This window comes from Bryobacter aggregatus MPL3 (assembly GCF_000702445.1).
Classification (GTDB): Bacteria; Acidobacteriota; Terriglobia; order Bryobacterales; family Bryobacteraceae; genus Bryobacter; species Bryobacter aggregatus.
In genome coordinates this window covers 1,714,033-1,729,461 of the sequence record NZ_JNIF01000003.1, presented here as the reverse complement: position 1 = coordinate 1,729,461, position 15,429 = coordinate 1,714,033, and the positions used below count along the sequence as shown (strand labels likewise).

At 56.6% G+C, this 15,429-nt stretch carries 12 protein-coding genes; 7 read left to right on the top strand and 5 right to left on the bottom strand.

Annotated elements, in window-relative coordinates; genetic code table 11:
• Nucleotides 1-99: 99 nt before the first annotated feature.
• Together M017_RS0108260 and M017_RS0108255 are read left to right on the top strand one after the other, a co-directional pair.
• Nucleotides 100-1,446, top strand: coding sequence for a D-arabinono-1,4-lactone oxidase (locus M017_RS0108260; RefSeq protein WP_031497250.1), 1,347 nt, complete (start codon nucleotides 100-102; stop codon nucleotides 1,444-1,446).
• An 18-nt stretch (nucleotides 1,447-1,464) separates the two neighbouring features.
• Nucleotides 1,465-1,902, top strand: a complete 438-nt coding sequence (locus M017_RS0108255; protein ID WP_031497248.1) for a hypothetical protein — start codon at nucleotides 1,465-1,467, stop codon at nucleotides 1,900-1,902.
• Nucleotides 1,903-2,019: 117 nt separating this feature from the next.
• On the opposite strand, the gene M017_RS0108250 is transcribed toward M017_RS0108255, so the two are convergent.
• The gene (locus M017_RS0108250) at nucleotides 2,020-2,433 is read right to left on the bottom strand and encodes a hypothetical protein (RefSeq protein WP_080507572.1); all 414 of its coding nucleotides are present in this window, start codon (nucleotides 2,431-2,433) and stop codon (nucleotides 2,020-2,022) included.
• A gap of 179 nt (nucleotides 2,434-2,612) precedes the next feature.
• On the opposite strand from M017_RS0108250, the gene M017_RS0108245 reads away from it, so the two are divergent.
• The 3 genes from M017_RS0108245 (at nucleotide 2,613) to M017_RS26410 (ending at nucleotide 6,105) form a co-directional block, all read left to right on the top strand.
• Nucleotides 2,613-4,058, top strand: coding sequence for a carboxypeptidase-like regulatory domain-containing protein (locus M017_RS0108245; protein WP_031497244.1), 1,446 nt, complete (start codon nucleotides 2,613-2,615; stop codon nucleotides 4,056-4,058).
• Nucleotides 4,055-5,638, top strand: coding sequence for a carboxypeptidase-like regulatory domain-containing protein (locus tag M017_RS0108240; RefSeq protein WP_031497243.1), 1,584 nt, complete (start codon nucleotides 4,055-4,057; stop codon nucleotides 5,636-5,638). Before M017_RS0108245 ends, M017_RS0108240 begins: the two co-directional genes overlap by 4 nt.
• Before the next feature lie 167 nt (nucleotides 5,639-5,805).
• A complete protein-coding gene (locus M017_RS26410; protein ID WP_035957732.1) occupies nucleotides 5,806-6,105 on the top strand; it encodes a hypothetical protein in 300 nt (99 codons plus the stop codon).
• A 65-nt stretch (nucleotides 6,106-6,170) separates the two neighbouring features.
• On the opposite strand, the gene M017_RS0108230 is transcribed toward M017_RS26410, so the two are convergent.
• From M017_RS0108230 to M017_RS0108215, 4 genes are read right to left on the bottom strand one after another with little or no spacing between them, the layout of a single operon-like run.
• A complete protein-coding gene (locus tag M017_RS0108230; protein ID WP_031497240.1) occupies nucleotides 6,171-9,269 on the bottom strand; it encodes a putative Ig domain-containing protein in 3,099 nt (1,032 codons plus the stop codon).
• Nucleotides 9,270-9,310: 41 nt separating this feature from the next.
• Nucleotides 9,311-11,707, bottom strand: a complete 2,397-nt coding sequence (locus M017_RS0108225; RefSeq protein ID WP_031497237.1) for an endonuclease MutS2 — start codon at nucleotides 11,705-11,707, stop codon at nucleotides 9,311-9,313.
• Nucleotides 11,680-12,087, bottom strand: a complete 408-nt coding sequence (locus tag M017_RS0108220) for an NUDIX hydrolase (protein WP_031497236.1) — start codon at nucleotides 12,085-12,087, stop codon at nucleotides 11,680-11,682. The genes M017_RS0108225 and M017_RS0108220 overlap by 28 nt, the downstream gene beginning before the upstream one ends.
• A 38-nt stretch (nucleotides 12,088-12,125) precedes the next feature.
• On the bottom strand, nucleotides 12,126-12,995 hold the full coding sequence (locus M017_RS0108215; RefSeq protein ID WP_051669637.1) for an SMP-30/gluconolactonase/LRE family protein: 870 nt from the start codon (nucleotides 12,993-12,995) through the stop codon (nucleotides 12,126-12,128).
• A 44-nt stretch (nucleotides 12,996-13,039) separates the two neighbouring features.
• Here M017_RS0108215 and M017_RS0108210 point away from each other — a divergent pair, with 44 nt between their 5' ends.
• Both M017_RS0108210 and M017_RS0108205 read left to right on the top strand, forming a co-directional pair.
• A complete protein-coding gene (locus M017_RS0108210; protein WP_051669635.1) occupies nucleotides 13,040-13,933 on the top strand; it encodes a DUF1684 domain-containing protein in 894 nt (297 codons plus the stop codon).
• A 600-nt stretch (nucleotides 13,934-14,533) separates the two neighbouring features.
• Nucleotides 14,534-15,415 carry a hypothetical protein gene (locus M017_RS0108205; RefSeq protein WP_155121308.1) on the top strand — a complete coding sequence of 294 codons (882 nt, stop codon included), beginning with the start codon at nucleotides 14,534-14,536 and terminating at the stop codon, nucleotides 15,413-15,415.
• The last annotated feature ends 14 nt before the right edge of the window (nucleotides 15,416-15,429 follow it).

The following is a 15,429-nucleotide window of genomic DNA, read 5'->3' as shown; positions in this document are numbered from 1 at the left end:
GTGCCTTCGAGAGTTCGCGGCACGTTCTGCAGTGTTGACCGGATCTCGTGAGCGATGGTTGACTGCCGTTGGCGATAGTCTGGTAAGCGGATTCTCCCCATGCGCAAACGAACTTTCCTGAAGCTACTATCGAACGGCATTGCGGCTCCTGCGATTCCGGCTTTTTCTGCTCCTCCCGCTGCGGAGAAGATCACGAACTGGGCCGGAAATTTGACCTACAGCACCACTCGCCTGAAGGAGGCCAACTCCGTCGATCAGGTTCGCAGCTTGCTGGCGTCGCAGGAAAAGTGGAAGGTGCTGGGATCTCGTCATTGCTTCAACACGATTGCGGACAGTCGCGATAATTTCCTGTCGCTGCCGGCCACAATGGATCGCATCGCCATTGATGAGCGCGCGCGTACGGTGACGGTCGATGGCTCTTTGAAGTACGGACAGCTCAGCCCCGTGCTCGAGAAGAAGGGCTTCGCGCTGCACAACCTGGCTTCGCTGCCACACATCTCCATCGCCGGCGCCTGCAGCACCGCGACTCATGGCTCGGGCGAAACAAGTGGCAATCTGGCGACGGCGGTGTCGGCCATCGAGTTTGTCAGCGCCTCAGGTGAAGTGGTGCAGTTATCTCGTAAAGTGGATGGCGATACCTTTCCAGGCGCCGTGGTCGGGCTGGGTGCGCTGGGAGTGATCACCCGCGTGACGCTGGACCTGCAACCAAACTACACGGTGAAACAGTATGTTTACCAGAATCTGCCGTTCTCGCAATTGCAGAATCATTTCGATGCGATTGAGGCCAGCGGTTACAGCGTTAGCCTATTCACCGACTGGAAAAACCAGCTCGTCAACGAGGTCTGGATCAAAGATCGATCGGACGCGAAGAAGTCCTTTGCTGCGCCTGCTGAGTTCTATGGGGCGAGGCGGGCCACGCGGAATCTGCATCCGATTGCAGAGTTGTCTGCGGAGAACTGCACGGAACAGATGGGCATCCCCGGCCCCTGGTACGAGCGACTGCCGCACTTCCGGATGGGCTTCACGCCGAGCGCGGGCAAGGAATTGCAGTCCGAATATTTTGTGCCACGAGAGCATGCGGTAGATGCGATTTTGGCGGTGGAACGACTCAAGGATCAGGTGAGTCCGCATCTGATGATTACGGAGATCCGCACGATCGCGGCGGATGATCTATGGATGAGTCCGTGTTACAAACGCGCGAGCGTGGCGATTCATTTCACTTGGAAACAGGATTGGGAGTCGGTACGACGCGTACTGCCGCAGATTGAAAAGGCGTTGTCGCCGTATCAAGTCAGGCCCCACTGGGGCAAGCTCTTCACGATTGCGCCGAAAGAGTTGCAGGCAAAGTACGCCCGGTTGCCGGACTTTGTCCGTCTTGCGAACAAGTACGACCCCAAGGGCAAGTTTCGGAATGATTTCTTGAACGCCAACATCTTCGGATCGTAAGCCGGAACGAGATCGCATGTGTCTTTTATCCAGAAGCGATTCAAAAAACAGAGAACAGAAGACCTGGATCCTTACAGTTTGATTGTGAGGAACTGCCTTAAGCACTGCTCCATCTGCGGTAGCGACGCTTTTGCGGATCATCACTATGCGCAGTTAGCGTCGGTAGTGATTCCTAGCGGAATTGATATCGAGAGCCTGCTTGCGATGGCGGAAAGAGGAGAATGGCAGGAACTGGGCCAGCTTGCGCCTTGGGACGCTACCAGTGACAACTTGACCTGGATGGTCATCCGATGCGGGAGCAGAGGAATGTTCGTGATGACCCTTTTCGATCCATTTGAACCTTATGATGATCTGCGAAGTCTCAGTCAGCGACCTGTTGAGAATACTGAGAAATTGGTCTGGACCGAGCATGCGCTTTTAGAAGTGAGGTGGAACCCCCTCTTTTCACCTTCTTGAGATCACACACGGCCTTTGGCGACAGAGTCCGAACCCCATCTCGTTCCATGTTGCCGACTTTTGCCATCCTCGAGCGATGGAATCGACTGAACGAAAAGCATCGGCCGCAGCCTCTTTTTAGTTCTCCACCTGCACCGTCGCATTAGATCTGGAGCGCTCCCCGCTGATCGTGAACAGAATCGATTGCGCTCCAAGGGAAGAATTGGCGGGATTCGAGCATTGATCTGACAGGCTCCCGCCACCAGGCCAGGGGCGGCTCCGGGCGTAGAGAAGTTCCGCCTGAAGCTTCGCGATTTGTACCGTCGGGCTGGTGGCGCTTGCAGCCGAGCTTGCTGTGGCCGTAGGGTTCGTTTGGCAGCAGCCCGTTAGATAGAGAATCAACATCGAGTTGCGCCGCGCCGGGTTCGCTGCTGTGTTGAGCGTGCCATTCTGATTGATCGCCATAGCGAGTTCGCAGCCTGAGCCGTCCTGCGATAAGCCGCTTATGACGATTTTCCTTTTGCGGTTTCTTATCGCATATTCGTTCGGCATGTGATTAAATTGAGGACCTCGGATGGTCCCGCCGGTAGTAACAAGGTGAGTCACGAGGAAGCCAGCCGTGAAAGCAGGAACTTACCAATCGAGTCTCCACTTAACCTACTTGTGCTTTTGATCTGGCGGGTAGTGTCTGCACGAGTTTGATCCGAAAACTCAGGAGAGGTGATACCAGCATGAACGGCGACCTTTGCAGCTTGCGGCGGATTGCCGCTGTGGTTTGTGTCTTGTTGCCGATGACGGTGGAACTCGGTGGCGCAGAAGCTGACAGGCAACTTCGCGTCATTGATGCCCAGAGTGGCGATGCCATCGACGGCGCATTGGTGGTCTTTCGATTCGCTGACGGGACGGCGGCGGAGATTCGACTTGACTCCGAGGGAATCCTGAATCTTCCGAAGGTGCCACAGAGTGGATGTGTGTCCGAGGTCCGGCGTGCTGGCTATCTTTACTTCTCGAATCTGGGCGACGCTTGTTCGCACACGGTCACAACAGTTCCACTTCTGCGCAGTGGAGTGATCAGCGGCTCTGTTCAGTTGAGCTCGCAGCGTCCGGCACATGGCGCGCTTGTCCAGGTGATGCGTGTGGATGACTTCGATCTGAAGACAGAGACCCTCACGCATTGGAGTTGCGATGACGAGGGCAAGTTTCGCGCCTATGGTTTGGCGCCGGGGCGCTATCGCATCACGGCGAGTCTGCCGGAGCTTGGGGCTTCCCTTCCCGTCTACTATCCGGGCGAAACGGAAGTGAGCAGAGCGCAGGAGGTGGAGTTGCGGCCCGGGCAACTTCTCGATGGGCTGCAATGGACGATTCCTTCGTTTGAACGTGCTTCGATCGTTGGCATTATCTCGAACCCAGTGGGGAAACGCGTGGAGATGGATCTGCGTGCGTCGGGTGGAAGGGCGGCCGTTCTCCATACTCGCACCGCGAAGGTGGGCGTCGAGTTTGCTTTCTCAGATTTGGCAGCGGGGAGCTACTCGCTGACCTTTCGCGAATCGCCCGAGGATTGGAGCAGCCAAGGATTGGCTGATGGGTCAGCGGCGCGCGCGGCTGCGTTGGTGGTCGAGACAGGCACGACGACGGAGGTGGCCTTGCTGCCCACTAGTCGCTTTCAGTTTGACTTTATTGGTGAGGCGAGTTGTAAGCGCAGGGGCAGGCTGATTCTCGACTCGACGCAGGCGGCTTGGGAGGATGAGCCCGCGAGCTATGCGCTGACTGGGGCTCCACTGCGTACGCTGCGTCTTCCTCGTTCGACTTACAGTGTTCGCCTTGCTGGTCTTGAGCTGGGCTGTTATCTCGCCAGCCCAGTGGAGGCGCATCTCGCTTCCGATCTCACGCTGCAGCTTGAGTTGCGAAGGGGCAGCGCAACTGTGTCTGGCAAGATTGTTGGTTCCGGGCAGCACGTATTGCTGTGGAAGGATGGCGAAGCCCTGTGGACAGGACGGGTCGAGAGCTTGGACTCTGAGGGCCGATTTGCATTCGTTCAGTTGCGTGGAGGCCGCTACCGAATCCTCGCATTTACAGAGTTCGCCGAAATCGCGAATGGCGTCGCCAGCGCGGGGCAGGCATTGGAAGTAGTCGATGACCATGTTGTGAATCTATCGATTGGAAAGGGCGCACAATGAAGATGCTTTGGGTTCTGATGCTGATTCCGCTGGGTCTCGCGGCGCAAGACAACTGGGAAGTCTCCGGCCGGGTGACGGGTGTGGAGGGCTCGCCAAAGGACTTCTATGTGAACTTACAAGGGCCGCAATATGTGAAGCCGGTGCAGACCGATGGCGACGGACGCTTTTCATTCCAAGGGACACAAGCGGGGGTGTACGTTCTGCATGTCGAGAAGAAGCACAACACGAGCGAGCCACGCTCGCGGACGCTGCGGCTGTCGGCAGGACAGAAGATGAGCGGCATCGAGATCCAGATTCCCGAGGCTGGCGTCATTTCCGGACGCATTCGAGATGACGCGGATCAACCGGTTGCGGGGCTCTTAGTGTTGGCGATGTCGCGGGCTGTGCGAGATGGCAAAGCGCGCTTTGAGCTCAAAGGCAGCGATCGCTCCAATGATCTGGGCGAGTATCGGATCGGAGGGGTTCCACGGGGCGCATACATGATTGTGGCGATGGCTCGGCCGGCCCTGCCCGTCAGCAAAGTTTCCGCGACGCCGACTGCTCCGAAGCCTACTGTAAGCAATGCTCCACTCGTCGTTTTTGCGCCGGAAGGTCGAGCTTACGAAGCAGCCAGCATTGTGAATGTTCAGACTGGAGAGAAGCGGCCAGGCGTCGATATTCGCTGGCGGAAAGAAGCAACGCATTGCGTGAGCTTTGAGGCGACAGGCGCCGTTCGGGATGCAGAAGCTCCCAGCATGCTCTATGTGTCGTTGAAGTCATGGAGCAGCGGAGAGGTGCTGCAATCGATCGCGGAAGGCATGATTGAGGCGAACGAGGCTCATCAGATTTGTGGGGTTCCGTCCGGCAGCTACAAGCTCCATCTCTCCAGCTTCACGAAGGACAGGCGGCGAGGGATTGGCTATACGCGCGTGAGTGTCGAGGTTGGGAAGAGCGCCGTACAGCTTGGCGTCATTCCGTTGCACGCATCGTTGCCGGTAGAAGGGACGATTCGCATAGAGGGCGCGGCGCCGGAAGCGACGGTACCGTCGGGCATGCAGTTCAGACTGGTGCGCGGTGATCGCGGGATTATGATCGGCGAACATCAACAGGAGAAGGTGGATGCGGATGGGAAGTTCCGCTTCCCGGCGATCTATGCGGATGGCTATGGAATGGTGATCGAAGGGATGCCGCAGGGGCATTACATTCGGAAGGCGAATCAAAATGGTCGCAATATTTTGGTGGATGGGCTGAGACCAGGGGATGGTCGCGTGGAGGTTGTACTGGCGTCGAATGGCGCGTCTGTTCAGGGTCGAGTGCTGGGAGAGAAGGATGTCGCCATTCCGGATGCGACGATCTTTCTTGCGCCGCGATCAGGTGGGGAGGCGCTGATTGCGCAGTCTGACCAGCACGGTGTTTTCAGCTTTCCCTCTGGGCTAGCGCCTGGTGAATATTCGGCAGTCGCAGTTGCAGATCTGATGGAAAGCGAACGTCGTTCTGCTCACGTGTGGCAGCGCTATTCCATTCAGACGTTGAGTCTTCGCCTTGGCGAGAAGGAATCGAAGCAGCAGGACCTGAAAGCGATTCCGGCCGTTGCGAGATGATTAGATCTCCCACCGCACCGTCGCGTTAGAAGTGGAGCGCTCCCCGGCGATTGTGAACAGAATCGATTGTGCGAGTGGGAGCTTGGGTGAAGTGAGCCCTAGTTCAAACTGAGGATGTCGACCCGGTACACAGTTGAATTTTATGGCCGATTCGTATCGCGGGAGTAATGATTATTGGCATAGCTGCAGTTTGTGGCCTTCTCCTGTTCGGAGATCGTCAGCTAGCGTTTCGAAATGGAGAAATGGTGTGGGAGGACATTGCAATGCTTTCCGATCTTGATCGGCCTGGGCGTCAGGCTGATCTTGGGGAAGAAGCGGGCGACCGCTTTGTACATCGCTGGACAACAGCTTCCTCCACATGGGTGATCTATGAGTTGATCTGCAATTGGATACTACATCTCAGTCTCTTCTATCTTGGAGTTCTTCTCATCTACATGTCGCCAACTTTTGCAATAGTGGAGCAATAGAAGCGACTTTACGGAAAGCATCAGTTGAGGTCGAAAGCAGATTCCGACCTCAACGCTGCATCTCTTTAGTTCCCTACCTGCACCGTCGCGATTGTGGATGAGATTTCAGCACCAATGGTGAAACGGATCGCTTGTTCTCCGGCTGGGGCGTTGCCGGGAATTCGAGCATTTATCTGACAGACTCCCGCCACCAGGCCCGGCGCGGCGCCCGCGTAGAGAAGTTCCGCCGGGAGCTTCGCGATCTGTACCGTCGTCGTCGCGGCCAAGGGGCCGGCCGCGCTGGCCACCGAGCCTGCCGTGGCTGCAGGATTGGTTTGGCCGCAGCCCGTCAGATAGAAGGTCACAATCGAGTTGCGCGGCGCAGGGTTTGCCGCGGTGTTGAGCATTCCATTCTGATTCAGAGCTGCGGCCAGTCCAGAGCCGCTGCCATCCTGCGTGAAGACAGCAGGTTGACGAGGAACAAAACGGAGCCGCACGGGAGCCGACTGCACATGGTTTCGCTCGACTACCACTTGGAGGAGTTGGTCCGATTCCTCTAGATTCGGCGTGATGGCGCTGGCTTGGTTTGAGAACGTATAGACCATCGGTGCAGGTCTTCCGTTGACCAGGACCCGGGTTCCACCCAGTTGTTCTTTGACGCTGTTGTTCGCATCTAACTGCAATGTCTCAATCGACTCGGGACCCATGTTGTTGCCAAAGAGAGTGATCAGGCCGAGAGGGTTCAAGCTACCGGCGTCGTAGTTTGCCGCATTCAGGACCGCGCTCAGACTGGGCATGCCCACGGGAAGAATCGAGATCGTGAAGGCGCGGCTTGCGCCGTTATCCGCACGGAGCGTGAAGCTGTAATTGCCAGCGAGAGTTGGCGTGCCGCTCAGTGCGCCGTTCGCTTCGAGACGGAGTCCGGGAGGCACGGCAGTTGTAGTCCAGGAATTGGCGGTAGGCGTCGCAGAAAGCGTCGTGTAATAGGATGCGCCGACACTGCCTCCCGGGAGGCTCGGTTCATTGACGGCGGCTGCCCCAGCCCCTGGATGGACTTGCAGCCCCAGAGTGCGCGAGCCATATTCTCCAGTCGCAGAGATTGTCAGCAGCCCGAAGACATAAGCGCCGGGAGTAGTGGGCGTGCCACTGAGCTTGCCGCTCGCATCAATGCTGAGCCCTGCGGGCAGAGCTCCGGGAAAGCTGTTGTCGAGCGAGTATGTCGTGGCGTTGCCACTCAGAGTTTGCGTGTACGAAACACCGACGCTCGCCGCATAGAGGTTTTCCGGAATCGCGATGTCGAGATGGGTCGGCAGTTCGTGCGTTGCTCCGCTTGCGTCGGTAACACGGAGTGTAAAGTTCGAAGCGCCCCAGACCAGGGGACGTCCGAGGACTTGTCCTGACTCTTCGAGCCGCATTCCGCTCGGTAGGGAGCCGCTCGCCAGCGCCCAACGATAGGGCAACGAACCAGCAGCAGCATTGAAGCGGAGCGTGGGCGTTTGTCCATAGAGCAAGCTGTTGACGGGAGGTTCAAGGATGGTGAGCTTTGTCAGCGCGGGTTCGATGTTGAGCGTCGCCTGGGTGTCTGCCGTCTGGTTTGCATCGTCAGTGGCGCGAAACGTTAAGAGGAAGGTGCCAGTCTGAGTGGGTTTGCCGCTTAGCAAACCGGTGCTGCTCAGAGTAAGACCGGAAGGAAGCGCCGTTGCCGCAAGGTAGCGAAGCGCGCCGCCACCACCCTGTGCGCTAATGCGCTGCGAGTAATCGAGATTGACATAGCCTCGCGAGAGTTGTGGCGCGGGGAAGACAATGGGCGTCGAGGTAATGGTGAGCGTGTAGGAGGCATCCGCCGTAACGCCTGTTGCATCGGTAACACGCACTCCGAGAGAAATGCTTGCGGCTTGGGTTGGAGTGCCGGAAAGGAGGCCGGCGGTGCTCAGCGTCAGTCCCGCGGGAAGAGTGCCAGAACGCAGTGAGTAAGTGTACGGCGTGACTCCACCGCTGGCAGCCAGGGTGGCAGCATAAGCGACGCCAGCGCGCCCGCCGGGGAGAATGCCGCTCAAGACAAGAATCGGAGGGTTGATGAGGATCGTCATGAGGGCTTCAGCTTGGCTTGCCGTGCTATCGGTGGCTCGGATGGTGAAAGAGAAGTTCCCATGCTGGGTGGGAGTGCCATTGATGCGGCCCGTGGCGGGAGTGAGGCTGAGGCCCGGCGGTAGGCTTCCACCCACCAATGCATAGGAAACAGGCGAGTTGCCGTTGCTCGAGGTAACGATGTATTCGTAGGCAACGCCGACCCGGCCAGTGGGAGGCCCCGGATTATCGACCGTCAGATTCGACTGCACCACTTTGAAGGTGAGTTGCCCACGGCCTTTGGTGCCAGACCAGTCCGCCGCAACCCAGGTGCTGACAAAGCTACCAAGGGTCTTGGGAGTGCCGGAGATGAGCCCTCTGTCCGTAGCCGAAAGTCCGGGAGGAAGATCGCCACTCTCGAGATAGAAGACGTGGTTGTTGATGCCATCGCCACCCGACGCGGTGAGCTGGTAAGCATAGGGCTTGTTGAGGACTGCAACCGGTGGATTGAGGCTGGTGAGCTTGACAGGCGCGTCGGTAATTCGAATCGTTACGCTTGCAGAAACCGAGCGGCCCGAGGCGTCGATTACGGTGATCCTGCTCTCGGCATTACCGAGAACTGTGGGCGTGCCGGTGATCAGGCCACGCGGAGACATCGAGAGCCCTGGAGGAAAACTTCCACTGGAGAGAAGAAACTGGTAGGGTTCCCGCCCGTTGTCGACCGAGAGTTGCTCCCGGAAGGGTTCCCCGAGGAAGCCATAGAAGAAACTCCCCGAGAGGAAGAGTTGAGCCTCCTGGATGCGGATGACAATGCGTCGCGTATCACTTCCATTTGCATCATTGAGCTGGGCGTGGAACGCAAACTCGCCGCTAGTGGTGGGCGTGCCCGAGATGAATCCGCTCGCGGAAAGAGAGAGCCCGGGCGGAAGGCTGCCCCCACCAACCGAGAAGACGATTGTTGTGGGAGCTTCAGAAATATATTCGAGCTGCGTGCCATAAGGCTCGCCGATCTTACCGGAGGGCAGATTCTCTGAGTTGATGGCGGGACGAGAGGCCGCCAGAGCAATGTGTGTGAAAAAGACCAGGGAAACAACGAGGGTACCGAAGGACTGACGCATGAACTCCTGCCAGTGTAGCGAAGTACCTCATAGATCAGAACTTAGCGTAGTTCGACAATCGTTGCCCCGCTGCCGCCTTCCGCGTTAGTTGCTGCAAAGTGATTGGCGACGTGCGGATGTTTTGCGAGAAGTTTTTGGATCGCCTTCTTCAACACACCAAAGCCGTGGCCGTGGATGATACGCACGCGAGTGATCGAGCCAAGCGATGCTTTATCGAGGAAGCGGTCGACGTTATCAATCGCTTCTTCGGCGTGTTGGCCGATGACGTTGATCTCGCGCGTCGGCGTGTCCCAACTAGGGCCGGGCTCAAAGCGCACATTGCTGGGGAGCTGCTTGGCCGCCGCCGCATTCGAGAGGACTTCCACAATCTCGTCGCGCGAGACCTGCATCTTGAGAAAGCCAGCCTGCACCTCGACACGGCCGTTGTCGAGTAGGCGAAGCACCTGCGCGGGTTCGCGGACACCTTCGATCTTGACCTTGACGCCGATGGCAAGCTTCGCTTCCTTCTGCGCCGCGGGCTGGCCTTCGGGCCGCACCGCACTCTGTACTTCTGCCTGGAATTCGCGCTTGAACTTGGCCGCCTTCAACTGCGCTTGCTCCCCGGCCTTGCGGGCGTCGGAGCCTTGCTTGATCTGCTCGATCGTTGCGCGGGAGTTGCGTTCAAACTCATCAAGCAGCTTGGCCGTCTTGGTTTCGAATTCGCGAATCCGTTGGCGGTCGCGCTTGTCGAAGTTGTCTTGCAGTTCTTTCTCGCGCCGGGTGAGTTGCTGGTCCTTCTGGCGCCAATCCGCTTCAAGAGCCGTTGCGCTATCGAGCTTCTGCTGCAGCTCATTGAGGAAGCGGGCGATGTCGAGATCACGCGTCGTCATCGCGGCGCGGGCCCGATCAATCACCTCAGGCAGAATGCCAAAGCGCGCCGCGGTATCGAGACCCGCCGAGCGGCCCGGTGCACCCACACGGAGCTCAAAGGTGGGCAGCAGCGTCGCGTCATCGAAGCCCATCGAGGCGCTGAGCACGCCTTCGTGATTGACGCCGTAGATCTTCAGCGCGAGTAAGTGCGTTGAGGCGAGCGTGAAGCAGCCGTCGCGATGGAAGCGATCGACAATTGCGACGCCCAGCGCACCGCCTTCTTCAGGATCTGTCGAGCGCCCGATTTCATCGAGGATAACGAGGCTATCAGGCGAGGCTTGGTCGAGCAGTTCAGCCACATGACGCATATGCGAGCTGAAGCTCGACAAGCTGGTCTCAATCGATTGGCTGTCGCCGATATCGGCGAGCACCTGATCAAAGATCGGCAGTATCGCTTCTTGCGCAGGCACCGGCAGCGCACTTTGCGCCATCAGCGCCAACAGGCCGACCGTCTTCATTGCCACCGTCTTGCCACCGGTATTGGGACCGCTGATCAGAAGCGTGCGCAGGCCTTCGTTCAAATCAAGATCGAGCGGCACGGCGCTCAGGCGCTTGCGTCGCAGGACGTCAGTGAGCAGCGGGTGTCGCGCTTGCTTGAGGTGCAACGAGCGATCGCGATCGCTCGAAAAAGTGGGAATCGTACAGAGGAACTCCGCACCAAAGCGGGCCTTGGCGAAAACGAATTCGAGCGCACCCATCACCTCCACTGCTTCGGCAATCTCGACGTGCTTCTCGCGCATGAAGCCGGTGAGTTCACGCAGGATGCGATGGCATTCGCGCAGTTCTTCTTCAATCAGCCGCACCAGATCGTTGTTCAGCTGGATGGTCTCGATCGGTTCGACAAAGAGCGTTTGTCCAGAACCACTCGCGCCATGCACCACGCCTTGCACGCGTCCTTTGAAATTGGCGGCAACAGGCACGACAAAGCGATCGCCACGCACTGTGACATAGTCGTCCTGCATGACGCCATCGTCGCGGTGCGACTTCATGAAGCGTTCAAGCGAACGCTGGATGTTTTCGCGCTGGCGGCCAAGCTCCTGCCGCAGCCGCTTCAGCGCGACGCTTGCGTCATCTTCGAGCATACCGTCGGGACGGATCTTGCCGTCGAGCGAACGTAACAGAGAACGGAAATCCGCAATGCGTTCTGCTTTGTTCCAGAGAAGAGGAAAGCGGTGTGGCGATTCGCTGAGACCTTGGCGGAATTCAGTCGCACGTTGCAGCCAGGCACGGACGGCCAGAATCTCCAGACCATCGAGAACAGCGCCTTCAATCCGGATGCGAGCAACGGGCTCGGCCACGTCTTCGAGATTGGTGAAGCGCAGCCGCGGCAGGCCGGAATCTTCGCTGTCTCCTGCAGTAAGGAACTCAAGAGCCTCGCTCAGTTCGGAGAGCTTTGCTTCGAGAGTGTCGCGATCGCTCGAGGGCTGCATCGCTTCGAGTTGCCTGTGTCCAGCGGCTGAAGAGACATAACGTCCCAACAGGCTGCGCAGTCCCTCATACTCTAATAATTCTTCGCTCCAGTTCGGCATCGCTCCACTACTTCCAGGGTGCCCGAGGTGACGGACACCGTATTCAATTCTTCCGGGCTAAACCAACGTACGTCGGCCGAGTCGCTTCCCGATTTGAGGACTCCGCCTGTCACTTCGCAAATGTAATCGAGCATGACGTAGTGATACTCGACATTGCCTGCGGAGTCGTGCATGATGCGCTCAAAGATCTCGCCGAAGCGGACGATGCGAACGATCAGGTTCGTCTCCTCCAGCACTTCACGGATCATCGCGTCCTCCAGACGCTCTCCGGTTTCGACAGCACCACCGGGCAGGCTCCACCATCCCTTGAGAGGCTCTTTGCCGCGTTGGACGAGCAGAATGCGATCCTCATCGAAGATGAGTGCGCCGACACCGAGGATAGGTTTCGCCGGGTAACGCCGGACATCAAGTTGCGGGGTTATTCGGCGACAGCTCCCTTAACCTTCAGTTTGACACGATAGACACTTGTTTTTGCGGTGATGAACAGCGTCATCAAGTCGGCCTCGCCGAAGGCGAGATTCGATGGCTTGTCGCTGACGTGCAGCGTATGGAGCAATTTGCCATTCGGGGAGTAGATAAGGACATGATTCGCAGCAATGTAAAGGTTTCCTTTCTCATCGGTGCGGAGCCCCCCGGGTACGCCATCAAGCTTCTCCAGAATGACTCGCTCATTCGCCGCATTGCCACGCCCGTCCAGATCGTAGGCGTAGATCTTACGCTCATCAGAGTTCGCCACATAGAGAATCTTGCCATTCGGGGATAGCGTAATTCCGTTCGGACGCCCCTTGGGCTTTGCAATCAGGCTGAGCGCGCCCGTCGGACTCAGGTGATAAATGCCGTCAAAATCGAGCTCCCGCGCATCAATTTGCGAGCCGTAGGCTGGATCTGTGAAATAGATATGTCCGTCTTTGCGGACCGCAAGGTCGTTTGGACCATTGAGGCGCTTGCCTTCAAAACGTTCGGCAAGAACTTCGATTTTAGGATTGGACGAGAGACTCGTACGCACAATGCGGCGTAGTTTCGATTGCGCGATCAGCAGTTTGCCGTTGAGATCGAAGGCGAGGGCCGTCGGCCCGCCCATCTCTTCCCGAAACTTAGCCAGCCCATTCCCAGGAAGCAAGGCGTGGATGGTGCCAGTGGCCGCATCGCAGAAGAGCAAAGCGTTGTTCTCTTTGGACCAGAGCGGCCCTTCCGCAAAACGCAGGCCACCAGTCGCTTTCTCTACTTGTACTTCGGAATAGTCCTGCGCACACAACACACAGGCGATCCACAAAAGGCCGAATCGCATGCGCTTGATTCTACATCTTACCGATGAGAAAGTAGATCTTCGGTATGCCGATCAAGTCTTGGGTGATCCCTGCCATTGCAATGAGTATGAGCCTTTCCGCCGCTGACCCTGCCTATGAGAAGAGCATTCTCGAGTACCGGAAGAAGATCGAGACGACGCTGAAGTCGGATACCGGATGGCTGACGGTGGCTGGTCTTTATTGGCTGAAGCCGGGGAACGCCACAGTGGGGAGCGCTCCTGAGAGTGACGTTGTACTTCCCGAGGGCAAAGCGCCGAAGAAGGTTGGCGTGTTCCATTTCGATGGGAAGAAGGTGCAGCTGAGCGTCGAACGTGGCGTCAGTTTGCAGATGAACGGGAAGCCGTTTGCGAAGGGTGTGCTGGGTGACGATGGGAACGGTCGCACGGCAGACATCGCGAGCATTGGCGATCTGAGTCTGACGGTGATCGAGCGGGGCGGTAAGTATGGGATTCGGCTCCGCGACAAGTCGAGCAAGTATAGGCGTGAGTTTACGCATCGCAGTTGGTTTCCGGTGAAGGCAGAGTACAAGGTCACGGGGAAGTTTCTGCCGTATGCGACGCCGAAGAAGTTGAAGGTGGCGACTGTCATCGATGGCGTCATCGAAGACCATGAGAGCCCGGGCGAGATTGCGTTCGCGTTGGCTGGACAGCAACTGAAGGCGCAGGTGTTGAAGGGCGAGGAGCCGAATGAGCTGTGGCTGATCTTTCGGGATCGATCGAGTGGCAAGACGACCTATCCGGCGGCGCGCTATTTGTACGGGATTCAGAAGCCGGGTAATGTCGTCGAGTTCGATTTCAATAAGGCTTATAACCCGCCGTGTGCGTTTACGCCGTTTGCTACCTGCCCGTTGCCCGTGCGGCAGAACTGGTTGCCGATTGCGATCGAGGCTGGCGAGCTGAACTATCATACGGACAAGTAAAATGCATCAGATCGCAAGTCGAAATTTTTATTAATTGTATCTTGACATCCCCTACCAATTCTATATCATCCCTATATGCTATCTTTCCGAGTAATACTCCTTTTGGGAATAATGACATTCGGTGCGACTCTCAAGGCGCAATGCGTAGGAGACTGCAATCGAGATTACAACACGTATTTAAGCTCTTTGATGTATGGCAGATACTTATGCCAATCTTCTACTAATGCGTGGGCATCAGAATGCTACTACCTCGCCGCGGACTATTATTGGTACTGTGGCTCGCTGACTGATGTTAATATCCAAGGACTCTGCTATCAGTACCAGTATGCTTGGTATTCATTTTGTGCATCCGAAGAACTGGCTCGGTTTACGCAATGCGAGAACGACTATTTCTTTGCTAAGTCAAACCTAGATCAGATGCTAGAAAACTGCCTTTCGTGCTGCGCTAATCCGCCGGCATGTAACATGGCGGCTAGAAAGACATTTATATTATTTCGACCTGACAGCTCGCCCTCTCCACCATGTCAGCCATTCGCCAATTCTTCCGGAAGAACTTTATCAGCACCAACTTCTTTATTTTAGCCCTTTGAGGAGTTAATTATGAATCCAATATTTCGATCACCATTTTTGTTCCTGTGGCTGCTCGCAGGTACCTTTTTGCCCAGCACCTATGCACAGGGCGAGAATCAGATGAAGGACAGCCAAGTGGTTGCCATAATTGACCGAATCAGCTCTGCCGTCGCGCTTTCCGACTATGCCGCGGCGGCTCAATCAACAATTCGAGTCCACCACGAACTAGCCAAACAGCTGCCACGAGATAGCTCTCCCTCCACGCATTACGGAAAACCTGACATCGCGAATTCCAATGCTGAGCTGAGTATCCTTATTTCCTCATTGCGAACTTCGATGATGGCGAAAGACTATCCAACTGCACTGCAAAAAGCTTCTTCGCTGGGCCTTTCACTCATGAGGATGCAACAAGCGGCGGGACCGCTAGCAATGTACGATTCTCAGCGAAAGAGTTTTACAACTTCGAGTTCGATTTTTGAAGAAGCATCTTCAGCACGTTCTGCATATCTGGCAAACAAACCGGTAGAGGCCCGACTACATGCATTGCGAGTTATTGAACTAAAGAAGAATCAGAAGTCTCCGCTCTCCTCAGACCTTTACGTACATCAAGCGTATACGATATTGGGGCTGTTGGACCTGAAAGATAACGACATGCAAGGAGCAGGCGAAGCGCTTTTATCATCCATCCGAAACATGAGTGATGGATCCATCACTAACACTATGCCCAATTACATTCTCGCTCAGAAACTTCTAGACGCAGATCATCGGGAAGTAGTAGGAACATACTTACAGCTCTGCACCCAAATTCCCTGGAGGCATCCTAAGTCTCTTGAACTAGTCACAAATCTAAATAGAGACTTCCAGAACGGCTCTCTGAAATCGTTTGGAACTCATGGGAAGATTATTCACTAAAATGGGGATACAGG